The sequence below is a fragment of the Frankia sp. RB5 genome (genome assembly GCF_059816245.1).
In genome coordinates this window covers 31,583-48,082 of the sequence record NZ_JCBATA010000047.1, presented here as the reverse complement: position 1 = coordinate 48,082, position 16,500 = coordinate 31,583, and the positions used below count along the sequence as shown (strand labels likewise).

At 74.5% G+C, this 16,500-nt stretch carries 10 protein-coding genes; 6 read left to right on the top strand and 4 right to left on the bottom strand.

Translation table 11 applies throughout. From position 1 onward, the window contains the following. Positions 1–112: 112 nt before the first annotated feature. Complete coding sequence (locus AC6EXY_RS22795; RefSeq protein WP_499818107.1) at positions 113–2,008, bottom strand: toll/interleukin-1 receptor domain-containing protein; 1,896 nt, start codon at positions 2,006–2,008, stop codon at positions 113–115. A 265-nt stretch (positions 2,009–2,273) separates the two neighbouring features. Here AC6EXY_RS22795 and AC6EXY_RS22790 point away from each other — a divergent pair, with 265 nt between their 5' ends. Continuing rightward, positions 2,274–2,582: an excalibur calcium-binding domain-containing protein gene (locus tag AC6EXY_RS22790; RefSeq protein WP_243407188.1), complete on the top strand. Its 309-nt coding sequence runs from the start codon at positions 2,274–2,276 to the stop codon at positions 2,580–2,582. A gap of 3 nt (positions 2,583–2,585) precedes the next feature. Here AC6EXY_RS22790 and AC6EXY_RS22785 read toward each other — a convergent pair whose 3' ends face one another. Both AC6EXY_RS22785 and AC6EXY_RS22780 read right to left on the bottom strand, forming a co-directional pair. Further along, positions 2,586–3,284, bottom strand: a complete 699-nt coding sequence (locus tag AC6EXY_RS22785) for an MOSC domain-containing protein (RefSeq protein WP_101830282.1) — start codon at positions 3,282–3,284, stop codon at positions 2,586–2,588. Positions 3,285–3,562: 278 nt separating this feature from the next. Next, complete coding sequence (locus AC6EXY_RS22780) at positions 3,563–4,966, bottom strand: lamin tail domain-containing protein (RefSeq protein WP_499818106.1); 1,404 nt, start codon at positions 4,964–4,966, stop codon at positions 3,563–3,565. Positions 4,967–5,264: 298 nt separating this feature from the next. On the opposite strand from AC6EXY_RS22780, the gene AC6EXY_RS22775 reads away from it, so the two are divergent. The 5 genes from AC6EXY_RS22775 (at position 5,265) to AC6EXY_RS22755 (ending at position 15,619) form a co-directional block, all read left to right on the top strand. Further along, positions 5,265–6,515 (top strand): ATP-binding protein, encoded by a 1,251-nt coding sequence (locus tag AC6EXY_RS22775; protein WP_499818105.1) that lies wholly within the window; start codon positions 5,265–5,267, stop codon positions 6,513–6,515. A 45-nt stretch (positions 6,516–6,560) separates the two neighbouring features. Further along, entirely contained in the window at positions 6,561–8,396 is a 1,836-nt protein-coding gene (locus AC6EXY_RS22770; protein WP_101830279.1) for a TIGR02677 family protein, read from the top strand. Beyond that, on the top strand, positions 8,393–9,904 hold the full coding sequence (locus AC6EXY_RS22765) for a TIGR02678 family protein (protein WP_499818104.1): 1,512 nt from the start codon (positions 8,393–8,395) through the stop codon (positions 9,902–9,904). The genes AC6EXY_RS22770 and AC6EXY_RS22765 overlap by 4 nt, the downstream gene beginning before the upstream one ends. Before the next feature lie 2,266 nt (positions 9,905–12,170). Further along, positions 12,171–14,264: a TIGR02680 family protein gene (locus tag AC6EXY_RS22760; RefSeq protein WP_499818103.1), complete on the top strand. Its 2,094-nt coding sequence runs from the start codon at positions 12,171–12,173 to the stop codon at positions 14,262–14,264. After that, positions 14,261–15,619: a TIGR02679 family protein gene (locus AC6EXY_RS22755; RefSeq protein WP_499818102.1), complete on the top strand. Its 1,359-nt coding sequence runs from the start codon at positions 14,261–14,263 to the stop codon at positions 15,617–15,619. Before AC6EXY_RS22760 ends, AC6EXY_RS22755 begins: the two co-directional genes overlap by 4 nt. A gap of 33 nt (positions 15,620–15,652) precedes the next feature. On the opposite strand, the gene AC6EXY_RS22750 is transcribed toward AC6EXY_RS22755, so the two are convergent. Next, positions 15,653–16,252, bottom strand: coding sequence for an FG-GAP repeat domain-containing protein (locus AC6EXY_RS22750; protein WP_499818101.1), 600 nt, complete (start codon positions 16,250–16,252; stop codon positions 15,653–15,655). Positions 16,253–16,500: the final 248 nt, after the last annotated feature.

Sequence of the window (16,500 nt, the reverse complement as noted above, 5' to 3'; positions counted from 1 at the left end):
GCCCGATCCCCGCCAGTCGGCGGCAATTACGCCACTGTCGGCCGATGCCATTATGACCACGCGGCCAGTCCAGAAACGACGTGCGCCGGCGACTCCGGGCGCGGCACCCGGCTCAGGCCCTGGACCACAGCCGCACGGCGCCGTCCAGGTAGCCGCCGGCGAGCGTTCGTGAGTCCGCGTCGACCGACAGCGCACAGGCCGCGCCATGCCCATCGGACCCGAACACGGTCGGGTTTCCCACCCGCTCGCGATTCACCGTGTTCCAGACCCGCACCGTTCCGTCCGCGCCAGCTGCCGCCAGCATCGCGCCATCCGGGAACCAGGCGAGGTCGTACACCGCCCCGGTCCCGCCGTTCAGCGGCGTCCCCAGCAACCGGGGACTGGCTGGATCGGCGACGTTCCAGAGCTGTACCGCGCCGTCAGCGCCCCCCACGGCAAGGGTCCGGCCGTCGGACGACCAGGCCAGGGCGAACACCGGCCCCGTCGGGCCGCGCAGGGATGAGCCGATGAACGCACGATGGGCGGTGTCCACCAGCAGCACCGACCCGTCGGACACGCTGGCGGCGAAGAGGGCACCGGCGGAGGCGAACGTGTACCACTGCACACCGCCGACGGCCGCGCGCACCTCGGCGGTCAGCGGCAGCGGCACCGGACGGGCGCCACCGTCACCAGTGACCGCCCAGGAACGCGCGATGTTGTCGCTCTCGATGTCGACGACCCTGTCACAGCTCGCGGGAAAGGAGATCCGGGGCACCCTGTCCGTGCCGTCGATCGACCATCGGGGCGGGTCCTGCGCCCGGCTCAGGCCGCTGGCGGACACCTCGGCGGATGCTCCCCGCCCCTTTTCGCACGACAGACTCCGGCCTGTCGGGCTCGCCGGACCGGCCCCCGCAAGCAGCGCCCACTGCTGGGCGGAGCCGCCCGCGTCCGCGGTCACCAGTGACGTGCCCCCCGCCAGCAGGGCCAGCGCGATCGCAGGTCTGCCGGAGCGAGAGACCACCTGGCCGACCAGGCGCAGCCCGCTGGCGCCCGGCGACGTGCCCGCGGTCCAGGGCGAGCCGCCGCGGGACGTCACATCCGGCGGCGGTGGGGCCGTCGTCGCGGCGGTCGTCGCCGCAGTTGCCGGCGCCGGCGCCGGCGCCGGCGCCGGCCGCCTCGGGTGATCTGGTGCGGCGGCGGACCGGTCGGCGTCGTGATCGCCTCCGCCCTGACGCGCCGTCGCGCCGTGGAGGGCGCCGGCACCGGCGCCGAGAGCGACGACGAGGCCGGCGGCCAACGCCACGACGGCCCGCGCGGACCACCGCGGGTGGCGTGGCGCGCGGCGTCGGCGCCGCCGGCCACCGCCCCGGGCCTCCCGAGGGGCGGCACCCGTGGGACCCGTAGCACCCGTAGCACCCCTAGCACCCGTGTCGGAGACTTCCTCAGCGGTGCCTGGCGGCGGCTTCACATCGCGGGCCGCGCCCGACCTCGAACCGCCGTTCTGACCTGGACCATCAGCCGGGCCTGGGCCGCCTGGAAAGGGCGGCGCGTCGCGTGGTTTCGCGCGGCCGCTGTCGACCGCCTCGAACGCCGCCAGGAGATGACCGCGGGCAGCCTCTTCGGCCAGGCCGAACAGGTCGATCGGGCGCACCTGGCCGAGCAGCGCGGGTGGTTCGCACTCCTCGACACGGATCACCAGAAGCCGGCGGCGCCGGCCGTCGGGATCGGTGTCCATCGCCGCGCGCCATTCCGGCCGGGCCGACATCGCGGCCAGGGTGGCCGGCGACACCACCGCGGCGACATGGCGGGCGCCGGAAAGAACGTGCTGGACCTGCTCGGTCTGCTGTGTTCCTGCGACGGAATCCCAGTTTCGAAGCCATATTTTTAGCCCGACTTCCTCGAGCACCCAGGCAAGCCATTCGGCCCAGCCCTGATCGGTCCCCTCGTTGAAGATGGCCACGTCACACTTGGTCCAGGCGTGTGTCCCGGCCTCCGGCACACCGGAGGCATTCACGGACTGGAGTGCCATGCGGTAAGCGTGCCAGAGCGTCAGCAGGCGGGAGAAGGCAGGGCCACCCCCTGGCTTCGACATTGCCGCGCGCGTGTAGCCTCCGACACACAGAACTTCGGGGGGAACACGAACTATGCAAGGACGATTCCGATCGCGCCGCCGTCTGGCGATGGCCGCTTGCTGCCTTTCTCTGGCGGCCGGCCTGACCGCCGGATGCGGCTCGGGCGGCGATGCCGCCGAAGCGGGAGCGGCGGCGCCGCCGGCGGGAGACAGCGGAAGCCAGGTGGCAACTCTCACACCTACGCCGACAGCGGCCGGTGCCACCGCCACACGGGCCGCTGTCACACAGTCCATCGCGACAACCGCCCCGGCAACCCTGCCAGGCCAGGCCGCGCAGCCACCAGCGGCCGACCCACCCGCGCACCAGCCGGCAGCCGACCAGCCCCAGGCCGGCCAGTCGCCGGCTTCCTCGAGTACCTACTACCGGAACTGCGCCGCGGCACGGGCCGCCGGGGTGGCGCCGCTGCACCGTGGTGAACCCGGCTACGACAGCCACCTGGACCGGGACGGCGACGGCATCGCCTGCGAGTGACGCTCACCCGCCCGCGGCGCCCACTCCCTGCGCGGCGCCGCGGGCGGGGGCCGCGGTGGGCCCGCGACGCTCCCGGGCGGCGGTCCGGCGGCGCACGGTCGCCGCGACGTCCGCGGGCAGCACGTTCACCAGGGGGGCGAGCTCGGCGAGCAGGTCCGGCTCGGTGGTCAGCGCACGCAACGCCCGTCCCACGGTCATGTCGTGCGCGGGCCGGTGGGTGATCGTGATCGGGTCTCCCGCCGTGACCTCGCCCTCGACGAGAACCCGCAGGTAGGCGCCTGGCCGTCCGCGCCGGACGAAGCGCCCGACGAGATCGGGCACGTCCCAGAAGCCGGCGAAGACCCGGCACGGCACCCGCGGCGCGGTGACCTCGAACTCGGTCGACCCGATCGCCCAGCGCTCGCCGATACGCGCGCCCGTCACGTCCAGCCCGGCGGTGGTGAAGTTCTCGCCGAAGCTGCCAGGGCGCAGCTCACGGCCGATGTCCCGCGACCACCAGGCGAAGTCCTCGGCGGCGTACGCGTATCCGGCGCGGTCGGCGCCGCCATGATGGCTACGGTCGACGATGGTGTCACCGTCCAGACCGAGCACCCCGACGCGCACCGGGCCCCGCGCCGGTCGCTTGTCGATGCCCGTGCGTCCCATCCGCCCGGTCCACTCCCCCGTCCGCACGACGGCGAGACTGACGGCGACAAGCCTCATGCGACGGCGTCTTCCTCCTCGTCCGGCGATCCTGGCGCCGGCCCCGACAGCAGCCGCGGCGCCGAAACAAGTGTCGCGTATCGCGGGAGGCCGCGGACCGCGGGCCAGAACGCGTCTCCGGGCATCAGGCCCGGGCGGACGCGGAAAGCGGACGCGGACATGTGGGTGGCGCCGTGGTCGGGACCGGGCCGTGGGTGCTTGTGACGGGACCGCCGGGCAGGTGCCGCGGCGGTCCCGTCACGGATGAACCCGGCAGAGGACCGGGCTCCTGGTCAGGGTCAGCAGGTCAGGGTGCCGGTGCGCAGCGCGTGGCTGCCGTCGTTGCTGTCATCGGACCAGACGGCGGGCTTGACGCCACTCACGCAGGCGTCCTGGGGAGCGAGAGCGAAGCCCTCGTTGTTGTAGTTGGACATCCCGGTGGGGCGGGCGTGCACCGCGGTGACGGCGAACCGGCCCTGGGCGTTGATGTCGAGGGTCGCGGTGCGGCCGGAGCAGGTGTCGTCGCAGGCCGCCCACAGATGGCCGGTCGCCGGCTCGTACTCGAGGTCCATCACCGCGGCGAAGCCGCTGGCGATGGTGGCGACCCGGGTGTAGGCGGTGCCGGCCTGGTTGAGGGCGTAGGCGTACACCGTCCCGTTGGCCTCCAGGCCGACGAAGTAGAGACCGCTGCCGTGGCCGGCGTAGGTCGCCGGGTCGTAGACGGCGCCCGTGTGGTCGTCGCGGAATCCGTGCGCGGTGAGGTAGGAGTCGGGAATCCACGAGATGGCCTCGAGGCCGCTGTTCGCGGCCACGGCGGGCAGGTCCGCGGTGAGGTTCCACTCGGCGGTGGCGGTGAGCGAGGAGGCCGTCGAGGAGGCGTCGTAGCGCAGGACCTTCAGCAGGCTGACGGTGTCATGGCTGTTGTCGCGCTCGGTGGAGACCACCATGCCGTCCGGGGTGACGGCCACGCCCTCCGCGTCCGGATCACCACTGCCGTTGGCGTAGTGCAGCGCCTTGCCCGCGGACCAGCCACCGGTGGTGTCGGGGCTCCAGGTCGTGCCGTTCGGCACCAGTTTGTAGAGCGTGCCCGGACCGTTCTTCACCGCCCACAGCACGCTGGAGGTCTGGTACGACAGGCCGCTGACGTTGGTGCCGAGCACGCCCGCGCCGTCGGCGACGCTGACGGACGAGCCGCCCGGCCACGCCGTCACCGGGATGACGCAGGAGTTCGGCGCGCCGCGGGTCGAGGCCGCGGTCGTCGCGAACGCGCCGGTGCCGTCCGGGCAGCGGCCGTAGGTCGTCGACGCGTGCGACGTCCAGGTGTAGGAGTCCACCATCGTCGTGCCGCCCGGCTGGTAGAGCCGCACCGAGTCGGAGCTGCCCAGGCCGAACGCCGATTCGACGTCGACGACCAGGTGGCCGCCGGCCGGCAGCGAGGTCCCCGCGGCGATGGTGAACGTGTGCGCGTTGTCGTTGTCCCTGACGACCCAGCCGGAGACGTCGACGGCCGCCGTGCCGATGTTCGTCAGCTCGACCCAGTCACCGGGTGTGCCGCCGCTGGACTCGACCTCGTTGATCCGCACGTCCGCCGCCGCCGCCGATGCCGGGCCGACAAGGCCGGTGGCGACGAGGGTGAGGGCGGCGAGGGGCACGGTCAGGGCGACGGCGACGCGTCGCATCCGGCCACGCAGATTCCTGGGCAATGCAGCTGCTCCTTCACGGAGAATCCGAACGAAAGAGTGCGCACCGTCGCACTCCTCGCGCAGAGTGCTGCATCCTGACGACCGCCGGCTGAACGCATGGCCAACGCCGATGGCAGCCCAGATGGCGACTGCGTGCAGAGGAGAAGGCACACACGGCGACAACGACCGGTCGAACGTCGCCGCGCCCCGGCTCCGCATCTGGTGCGATCCTGGGCGCGGCGAGGCGTGCTATCTTGCAGTTGATCAATGTGTAATTTCCATGGTCAACTGTGTGTGAAAATCTTGATCGGAACCTTCTGTGCGCGCCTACGTTCCTCGCCTGCTGGACACCGAGCTCGCCGATGTGATCGCCGCGCACCCAGCGGTCCTGGTCGTCGGTCCACGCGCCTGCGGGAAGACGACGACGACCCGCCGGCTGTGCCGTTCCATCCTGCGCCTCGACGTCCCCGCTCAGGCCGCCGTCGCACGCGCCGACCCGGACGCCGTGCTGCGTGGGCTCGACGAACCCATCCTGATCGACGAGTGGCAGGTGGTCCCCGAGATCCTCGGCGCGGTGAAACGTGCCGTCGACGACGACCCGCGCCCCGGACGATTCGTGCTGACCGGCTCCTCCCAGGCCGACGTCACCGCCTCCGGCTGGCCCGCGACCGGCAGGATCGTGCGCCTGACGATGTTTCCCCTCGTCGGCCGCGAGCGCCACGGCGACCCGACCGCGCCCTCGCTGATCGACAGGATTCTCGACGACGGCGCTGACGCGTTCACCGACCCGTACGGCGACTGGGACCTGACCAGCTACCTGACAGAGGCCCTCACCAGCGGCTGGCCCGAGGCCCTGCAGGCGCCGGCGGACCGAGCCCGCGACCGCTGGCTCGTCAGCTACGTCGACCACCTGGCGACCCGCGAGGCTCCGTCCCTCGGCATTGCCCGGGACCCGCTGCGCCTGCGCAGATACCTCCAGGTAATCGCCGCGAACACGGCCGGCTCCCCGACCCACAAGCTGCTCTACGACGCCGCCGGCATCGGCCGCGACGCCGCCCTGGGCTACGACGACCTCCTCGACACCCTCATGATCACCCAACGGGTTCCCGCCTGGGCGGCCAACCGGACCGCCCGTGAGACCCGCCTGCCCAAGCGCTACCTCATCGATCCCGGCCTGCTCGGCCCGCTGCTGCGCATCGACCAGCGTCGTGCGATGCGGGACGGCGACCTGCTCGGCCGTGTCATCGACACCCTCGTGGCCGCTCAGCTGCGCGCCGAGTGCGCGCTGAGCGTCGTCGGTGCCGACCTCTACCACCTGCGCGACGCGGGCGGCCGCCATGAGATCGACCTGCTCATCGAGGCCCGGGACGGGCAGGTCATCGCCGTCGAGGTCAAGGCGACGGCCGCGCCGTCTCGCGCCGATGCCCGTCACCTCACGTGGCTGCGGGATCAGCTCGGATCGAGGCTGGCCCTCGGGCTACTCGTCCACACCGGTCCGCGCGTCTTCCGCCTGACCGAGGACGTCCTCGCCGTCCCCCTCGCCAGCCTGTGGTCCACCCGGCCAGGCTGAGGGCGCGTGCCCGGACATGTCGGACCGTGCACCTACGCTACGTCCATGCACGATGACGGGGATCAGGTCGCATCTGGCGCCTCGGGCGCGGATGGCCCGGGTGCGGACGGCGCGGACGGGGTGGGGGTCGAGGAGTCCGAGCGGCTGGAGGGATACACCTACCTGACCGTTCCGGACCGGACGGTCTATGTGGCGATCATGCGGCTGTTCGTGTCGTCGCTGCTGGTCGACTTCTCCGCGCCCGAGGTCGCGGCGCGCCTGACCGAGCAGGGCATCGAGGTCGACGCCGACGCCGTCGCCGACCGGCTGACGAAGCTGCTGTCCTGGGGGAACCTGCTGCGCAGCTCGCACACGGTCCGCGCGTCGAGCATCCGGGAGTACCGGCAGGCCCGGCAGCGGTTCCAGATGTCGCGGCTCGGCGAGCGGATCCAGCGCAGTGTCGACGAGGTGCTCGGCGCGGCGGACGCGGCCCGCGAGGTCAGCCGGCAGATGCTCGCGCTCGTCGCCCGCGGCCTGGCTGAGCTCGCCGATCTGCTCGAGGCACCGGGCGGGGTCGACCTCGCCGACGCGGGTGACCGGATCGGCACCCTGTTCGTCCAGTTCGCCGAGTTCGCTGACTCGGTCCGCGACTTCTACGCCTACCTGGGCTCCGTCCTCTCCCGCTACGACCTCGACAGCGCCGACTACACCGGGTTCAAGGACCTGCTGCTCGACTACGTCGAATCGATCACCGAGGAGGTGTCGCTGCTCGCCCCACGGGTCGCCGCCGACCTGCGCCGCTGCGAGCCGCACCTGCCGGCGCTGATCACGGCGCTCGACGCCGCCGATCCGGGCCTGTCCGGCCTCGCCGACATCGCCCCGGGCACCCGGATCCGTCGCGGGCCGGGCCGTGATCCCGCCGACTGGACGGCGCTGCGCGGCTGGTTCGAGTCCGACAGCGACGCACCCAGCGAGGTCGACCAGCTGCGCTCGGCGACGCTGCGGGCCCTGCAGTCGCTGCTGGCCAACGCCAAGCGGATGATCCGCGCCGCCGGCGGCGAGGTGTCGCGGCGCCGTGACCTGCTGCGTCTGGCCCGCTGGTTCGACAATGCCGACCATGACGAGGCCGAGGACCTGTTCGCGGCCGCGTTCGGGCTGTACGGAGCGCGGCACGTCTCCTATGCGCTCAGCCCCGACGTTCCGGTGGCCGCGTCGGCGAGCTGGTGGCACGGGCCGGATGTCGGCGTGCCCGTCAGCCTGCGCGAACGCGGTAACCGCGCGACGCGGGGGCGGACGTCCGGCGCCGAGGACCATTCGGCGCAGAAGGAGCGGCTCCTGCGGGAGGCCGCGCAGGCCGCCCGGGCGCGCGAGGCCGCGGCCGCTGAACTGCGCGCCGCCGGCGGCCGCCTCGACGGCATCCGGCTCTCCCCGGCCGCGCTGGCCCTCCTGCTGGAACTGCTCGCCAGCGCACTGGGCGCCGCCCGCGCCCACCGGCCAGGCGAAGACCCGTCCAGCCTGACCGGCCCCGGCCCATCCGACGACACCGACGACACCGACGACGACGGCGACGGCACCGGCACCGGTACTGGCACTGGTACTGGCACTGGTACCGGCACTGGTACCGGCACTGGTACCGAGGCCGGTCCCATTGCAGGTACCGCGCTGCGGGCCGTCACGTTCGACGGCGCCCATGCGTCCGCCAAGGATGTCGACCTCGCGCTGACCGTCACGCATGTGGCTGGCGCGCGGCTCACCCTGAGCAGCTCGGACGGGGACCTGCGCATCGACGACCTGGTGCTTCACGTCGGCTCCGCCGCCGATCCGGCGGCCACCGACGCACCGGCTCCCACCGGTCGTCCGCCTGCGCAGGCTCAGGCACGACACTCGGCGGTGGCGCGGTGACGGCCGGAACGGGGCGGCGCGCCGGCCGGGGGCAGACCCGCCGTAGACGGGCGGGCGAGGCCGGGCACGACGAGGCGATCACCGCGGAGCGCCGCGACGCGGCCCGGCTGCTGCTCGCCCACCCGCTGGTGACCGCGCGGGGACCGCACGCCGACGGGTTCCGCCTGGTCCGCCGGCACTCCGACGCGCTCACCGCGATGTTCGCGCAGCACCTGGGCTACCGTCTCATCGTCGAGCCCGGTTTCGCCCGGCTGGTGAAGGCGGGTCTGCCTCGCGGCGCGGGCCGCGGGCTGGTCCGCGGCACCGGCGGCCGGTTCGCCCCGCGTCACTACGCCTATCTGACGCTCGCCCTGTCGGTGCTGGTCACCTCCGGCGACCAGATGCTGCTCTCCCAGCTGGTCTCGGGCATCCGTACGGCCGCCGTCGACGCCGGCATCGAGCTCGCCGACCCCGACCGCCAGCACGAGCGGCGCGCGCTGGTCGCCGCGCTGACCCAGCTGATGGCCTGGGAGGTGCTCGGCGAGGTCGAGGGAACTGTGCTGGCCTACGCCGACGACGTCCGGCAGGAGGCGCTGCTCGCCGTCGACCGCGAGATCGCCCAGGTCCTCGTCGCCGGCCCGCTGCGCACCAGCGAGACGGCTGACGAACTGGTGGACGCCGCCGCGCGGCCCGGCCCCGGCGGGCTGCGCCACGCGGTGCGCCGGCTGATCGTCGAGACTCCCGTCGTCTACCTCGACGATCTGACCCCCGACGAGCGCGGCTGGCTGCGCCGCGCGCAACGCCGGGAGCAGCGGATGCTCTACGAACAGTTCGGGCTGGACCTGGAGCTGCGCGCCGAGGGCATCCTCGCCGTCGACCCGGCCGAGGCGACCTCGGACATTCCCTTTCCCGGCACCGGCACGGTCGCCCAGGCTGCGCTGCTGATCGCCGGCCAGCTCGTCGAACGGCTGCGCCCGGCGGACGCCGGCCATCCCGCCACCGGAGCCCGCCTGGTCATCGGCGTGCCGGTGCCCGACACGATGCTCGACGTGACCGTCGCCCAGGTGATCGAGAACTACGCGGTGTCCGCGGGGTGGGCCCGCGCCTACGTCGAGGACCCGCCGGCGCTGCGCCGCGCCGCAGGTGACCTGCTTGTCTCGATGGGCCTGCTCGCCCCGGCCGGCGCGGTCCCGCGCGGCGAGCGCGCCGCCGCGTCGCCGGCGGAGTCCCAGACGGATCCGACCCTGACGATCGACGGCGTCGGCGACGAGTCCGAGGACGGTGACCGGGACGAGGACGGTGACCGGGACGAGGACGGCGGGGCCCACGGCGAGGATGACGACATCGCGGACGGGGCGCGTGCCGCCGCGACGGACGCGACCGGGCGGCGGGTCACAGACACCACCGGCGCCCGGGGAGCGGCCACGAGCAGCTATGTCCTGCTCGCGGCGGCGGCCCGGTTCCAGCCCCAGCCCAGCCAGGCACGACCACGCCGGAGGCGGACCGGCGGCGATGGAGGAGAAGGCTGATGAGCGTCCCGCTGCCCCGCTCCACGACCGCCCGCGCCGGCCTGTCGGGCACGGGTCGCGACCCGTGGCGCTATCGGCTGCACCGGGCCGGCATACGCAACGTCTGGCAGTACGACGACGCCGAGTTCCTCTTCGGCGACGGGCGGCTGCTGCTGCGCGGCAAGAACGGCGCCGGCAAGTCGAAGGCGCTGGAGATGCTGCTGCCGTTCCTGCTCGACGGCGACACCCGCGCCCTGGACGCGACGGGAACCGGCCGCACCAGCCTGAGCTGGCTGATGCTCGACGGCGCGGTGGCGACCAACCGCCTCGGCTACCTCTGGCTGGAGCTGCGCCGCACTCTGCCCGACGACGACCGTGAGTCCAGCGAGACGGGGGGCGACGGGGGTGACGAGGCGGCGTTCCTGACCCTCGGGGCCGCGGTCCGGGCGTCGCGGACGACGGGCGAGGCGAAGCCGCTGTTCTTCGTCACGCCGCTGCGGGTCGGCCACGAGCTGCGGCTCGTCGACGGCGCGCAGCCGCTGCCGATCGACCGGCTGCGCGCGGCGGTGGGTGAGGCGGCGACCTACGACACCGCGAAGAAGTTCCGGGCCCGCGTCGCGCGCGACGTGTTCGGTCTCGCCGACACGGGCCGCTACCGCAACCTGGTACACCTGCTGCACCGGCTGCGGCGCCCGACCGTCGGTGACCGGGTCGAGGCCGGCGGGCTCGCCGATCTGCTCGCCGAGGCGCTGCCGCCGATCGACGAGGAGACCATCGACGACGTCGCGCACAACCTCGACGACCTGGACGCCGTGCGCGCCGAACTCGCCCGGCTCACCCGCACCGACGAGGCGCTGCGCGCGTTCCTCGCCGCCTACCGCGGCTACCTGCACGGGGTGCTGCGCCGCCGCGCCGGTGCGATCGCCGACGACCTCGAGCTGCTGCGCCAGCGCCGCCGCGCCGCCGGCGACGCCGAACGGACGGTGACCGCGTCGCAGCTCGCGAGCGAGCAGACCGCCGATGCCCTCGGCACACTGCGTGAGGCCGAGCGTCTTGCCGACGCCGACCTGCGGGCCCTGCGGGACAGCACCGCCTACCAGTCCCTGCGCGAGCTGCGGGACCGCCGCGGCATCGTCACCGCACTCGACGCCGCGGCCGCCGCCGACGAGAAGAACGCCGTCACCGCCGCCGCGCTCGCCCGCAGCGCCGGCGCCCGGGTCCACGACGACACCGACCGGATCACCGCCGGCGCCCGCCGGCTCGCCCGGGCACACACCGGCCTGGTCCGCCGCTCCCAGGGCACCGGGGTCGACGCGGCGCTGCTCGGGCCGACGCCGCGCGCTCCCCTCACCCGGCTGACCCCGGATGTGTCCACGGTCGACGTCGCCGTTGTGCGCGCCGAGGCGGAGCATCTCGGCCGCCGTCTTCGGGACGTACGGACCACGGTCGCCGGACGGCTGCGCGCCGCGGCGGCCCTGCGCGACGACCTGCGCCTCGCCGCGGCCGCGCGCACCCGGGCCGAGGCGGCGGAGGCGACGGCCGGCGAGGCCGAGACCCGCGCGGGCACCGCCGCCGACGCGCGGCGCGGGCGCGAGGAGGAGCTGCTGGTCGCCTCGGTGGACTACGCCGACGCGACCGCGGCCTGGTGCGCCGACCCGCGGATCGCCGGCCGCCCGGACGTCAACCCGAACCCGCTGCTCGCCGCGGTGGCGGTGCCCGGGGCAGGTGGCGGGGGCGACGCGCCCGACGGCGGGCCCGGCGCCGACGCTCACGGCCCTGCCGGCGCCGACCGGTGGGCGGCGGACTCGTCGGCCCGGGACCGGGCGCTGTCCCGCGAGCTGCCCGCCGAGGTGGAAGGTCTCGCCGACGAGCTGCTCGCCCCGCTGGTCCGCGAGGTCGACGCCGAACGGGACGAGGCGGTCGCCCTCGTCGGCGAGCGGGACCGGGAGCTCACCGAGACCCGCCGCGAGCAGCGCCGCCGCCTCGCCGAACGCGACCCCGCCCCGCCCCGCTCCCACTACCTCGACCATGACCGCGCCCCGGCGACGGGCGCGCCCCTGTACCTGCTGGTCGACTTCGACGAGAACGTCCTCCCCGCGGCGCGGGCCGGCCTCGAAGCCGCCTTGGAGGCCTCCGGCCTGCTCGACGGCTGGCTCGCCGCCGACGGCGTCCTGCTCGACCCTCTCACCCGCGACACCCTGCTCACCGCCACCGGCACTGCCACCGCCACCGGCACGCCGTCCGCACCGGGCACCGGCCCGGTGGGGCGGGGGCGAGCCTGGCGGACGTGCTGCGGCCGGCGGCCGTCCCGCCGGGGTCGCGCGAGGCGCCGTCGGTGTCCGCCGAGACGGTCGCGGCGCTGCTCGCGAGCATCGCCGTCGTCCCGTCCGGCATGCCCGCGCCGGCGGCCGGCGGGCGGCCGCACAGCTGGGTGTCGGCGGACGGGCGATGGGGGCTCGGTGTGAGCTCCGGCGCGCATCGCAAGGTCAGCTCCGAATACGTCGGCGCGGGAGTGCGCGCCGAGACGAGGCGCCGCATTCTCGCGGAGCTCGCGGAACGGATCGACCGGCTGACCGCGGAGCTCGACGCCGCGACATCCGCCGTCGAGGCGCTGACCCGCCGCCGTGACGACCTGCGCGCGCTGCGGCGGGCCCTGCCCCGCGGCACCTCCCTGGACCGGGCCTGGACGGCTCTCGACCACGCGGACGTCGCCGTCGAGTCCGCGCGCCGGGAGCTCGGCGAGGCCCGGGCGCGGGCCCGCGACGCCGTCGCCGAGGCGGCGGCGCTGCGGCGCCGGGTGGATGCCACCGCGCGGGCCGCGGACCTTCCCACCGACCCCGACCGGCTCGACGAGGCGATCACCGGGTTCCGCGAGTTCGGTGGTGAGATCGACCAGCTCCGTCAGGGCCTGGCGGAGATCCCGTCGCTCACCGAGAACCATCCGGCGCTGGTCACGACGTTCGAGGACCGCCTGGCCGACGCCCAGGCCGCGGCCGAGACGGCGCTCGTCGCCCGCGAACGCCATGCCGAGGCGGCCCGCGAGCTCGCCCAGCAGGAGGCGGCGATCGGCGCGACCGAACAGCAGCTCATGGACGCCGAGGCCGACGCCACCCGCCGCCACACCGAGGCCCGCACGGCGATCCCGACCGCCGAGCGCGCCGCCGCCGAGGCCCGCGACGCCCTCGTGCGCGCCCAGGAACGCCGCGACCAGGCGCTCGCCGACCGGGCCGGCCAGGAGCAGGTCGTCATCGCCTCCGGTCAGGCGCTGCGCACCGCGCTGCTGCTCGGCGGCCTCACCGACGCCGCCGGCCTCGAAATCCCCCATGCCCTCACCGAGGACGACCTCGCGCCCGACGACGTCCGGGCCCGCCTGCGCCGGCTGGAGGAGCTGGCCCGCGAGGTCGCCGGCGGGCTCGCGGCGGCGCGCCTCGACGTGTCCGACTCGCTGATCCTGCGCCGGGCTCAGGAGCTGGGCGCGGCGCTGCCCGGCGGCCTGGACGCCGCCGTCGGCGAACGCGACGGCATCAAGATGGTCGAGGTCCTCGACGACACCGGGTCCCACGCCGTCGCGATCTTCGCGAGCCGCATCGCCACCGAGCTCGCCGAGGCGCGGACCCGGCTGTCCGACCGCGAGCAGGACGTGTTCCGCCGGTTCCTGCTCGGCGAGCTCGGCGACAGCCTGACCCGCCAGCTCACCGCGGCCCGCCAGCTCGTCGCCGACATGAACGACGTGCTCGCCGAGGTCCGCAGCTCCCACGGCATCGGCGTCCGGCTCGTCTGGGAGGTCAGGGGCGACGCCGACGCCGACACCCGGGCGGCCGTCGAGCTGCTCGCCATCCCGTCCGGGCTGCGCACGCCGGCCGCCGCCGACCGGCTCCGCGAGGCGTTGCAGCGGCTGATCGAAGCCGAACGGTCCGACGACCCGTCCGCCGGCTACGCGGCGCACCTGCGCAAGGCGCTGGACTACCGGGACTGGCACACCTTCGACGTCCGGGTCACCGACGCGTTCGGCCGGGAACGCCGTCTTGGCCCCCGCACCGGCCTGAGCCAAGGCGAACAGCGGGTCGTCTCCTACCTGGTGCTGTTCGCGGCGGCGGCCGCGCACTTCACCTCGCTCGCGCAGAACGAGCCCCGGGTCCCGCGGATGATCCTGCTCGACGACGCGTTCGCCAAGGTCGACGAGCCGACCCACGCGAAGCTGCTCGAACTCCTCGTCGATCTGGACCTCGACTTCGTCCTGACCAGCGAGCGCCTGTGGGGCAACGCCCCGGCCGTGCCGAGCCTGCACGTCTACGAATGCCTACGCGACCCGCTGGTGCGCGGCGTCGCCACCCTGCACTACGAGTGGAACGGCCGCCGCATGCGGCTGGTCTCCCCATGACCGACGGGCCGCTGCCGGCGGCCACCGCCGCCTGGCTCGGGCAGCCGGCGCTGCGGCGGCTGTGGGTCGCGGTGCGGCGGCGGCTGGAGGGCAACTACCTCGCCCCGCGCGGCTTGGTGTGCCTCGCGAACGTCACGGTCGAGGAACGCGAGGCGCTCGGCCAGCTGCTCGGCACCGTCGTCACGTTGCACGACGGCCGCGCGACGATCCGCCTCGACCTGCTCGACGCCCAGCTGCGCGCCTCCGCCGCGGACCGCGGCCTCGTCGACGTGCTCGCGGCGCTGAACCTGCCCGTCGAGGACCGCGCCGGCTCCCGCCGCGCCCGCCGCGACGCCTGGGCGATCGTCTGGGCCGACGCGGCAACCGCCCTGCTCCCCCTCTCCTCCGCCCATGCGCAGGAGTGGCCGGCCCACTGGCTCGCCTCGATCCGCCAGGCCGGCAGCCTGACCCGGCTGGGCCCCGAGCAGGCCGCCACCCTGCTCGCCCAGGCCATCGCCACCCTCACGTTCCTGGCCGGCCAGGGCGCGGCGCAGCCGCCCGGCATCGTCGGACGCGGTGAGCTCGCCGAACGGGTCACCGGAAGCGCGCACGGCCTCGATGATGGTGCCGTCCTCGCCCGGCTCGTCCTGCGCGGCCTCGCGATGGCCGCCGGCGAGGATCCGGCCCAGGCCACCCGCGACGCGCCCGCCCGCCGCGCCCTGTGGCGTACGGCCGGGGTTGTCGTCGACGAGGTGTCGTCCACCGTCCTGACCTACGGGCTGCGCCCGCCGGGCCTCGGCTGGCGGGAACGCGCCCTGCGCGAGCGGGCCGACCACGGTCAGGAGACGCACCTCACCCTGCGCGAGATCGCCCGCATCTCCTGGGGCACGTCGGCCGCGGTCGTGCAGGTCTGCGAGAACCCGCGGGTGGTCGAGGCCGCGGCGACGGCCGGGCTGACCGAGGTCGCCCTGGTCTGCACGGCGGGCAGCCCGTCGACGGTGGTGCTCGACCTGCTCGCGCGTCTGGTCGCGGCGGGTGCGCGGCTGCGCTACCACGGCGACTTCGACTGGCCTGGCCTCGCGCTCGCGGACCGGATCATCGCCCGCTTCGGCGCCGAGCCCTGGCGGATGGCCGCCCAGGACTACGAACGCGCCGTCGCCGAGTCGACCCGGCGCGACACGCCCGCGCTCCCCCTGCGTGGCGCCCCGGTCGAGGCGTCCTGGGACCCGGAACTCGCCGCCGCCATGACCGCCTGCGGCGTCGCCATCCACGAGGAGTCCGTCCTCGAGTCCCTCCTCGACGACCTCATCCACCCCGAGACGGCCGCCCCGCCGCGGCCTGGCACAACAGACCTCGAACTCCATGGACAGCAGTGACAGCAGTGACAGCAGTGACGGCAGTGACGGCCGTCAGGACGTCAGCCGCGCGCTGCCGCATCCGGCGGCGCCGCTGACCGCGTCACGGACGGTGGGGAGCTGGTCGAGGGCGGCGGGGCCGGCGGTGCGGTGGCTGAGCTCCGTCAGGCTGGCGCGCCCCTGGTCGAACCGGTAGTAGCGCAGGTCCAGGGTGTAGATGTTCGGCGCGGAGCTGGGTCCGGTGGAGGTGACGAGCGCCGCGGCGGGAACCTGCGCGGGACGGCATGCCCAGCTCGCCAGAAAGCCCGTCGAGCCGCCATAGGCCAGCGCGACCTGCTTGCCGCCAAGGGTGGCGAGTCTCAGATGCCCGCCCACGTAGCGGAACATCGTCGCGACACCGATGGACGCGCCCTGATCGGTCTGGACGAACACCTCCGCGTGGCCGTCACGATCCGCGTCCGCGCTCCCGAGGACGTGAACGTCCACGAACGCGGGATTTCCGGTCTCGAAGCGGACATCGTCCTCGCCACCATGGCTGTAACGGACGCGCAGCGTCCCCGCCCGAAGAATCGTGAGGGTATCCGCCCTGCCGTCACCATCGACGTCGCCATCGCGCGCGGGACGGGAACCGGACGAGGCAGGCGTGCGGGTCACCGGAGGTCCGGCTGGCGTCGCCGCGGCTGCCGACGTGACCGAATGCGGTGCCGCCGACAGCGGCGCGGTGGATCGCGGCGCGGCCGAGGAGACGGACCTGTCGGCGGCCGCCACCCGCGAGGGTCGCGCCGCCGTCGATCTGTCAGCCCCGCATGCTCCCAGCAGAAGGGAACCGAGCAGGAACAGAACTCCGGGCACAAGGGGTGGGCGGGTCACGGCGTCCTCCGATCGCGGTCGTTGTCCGCGTC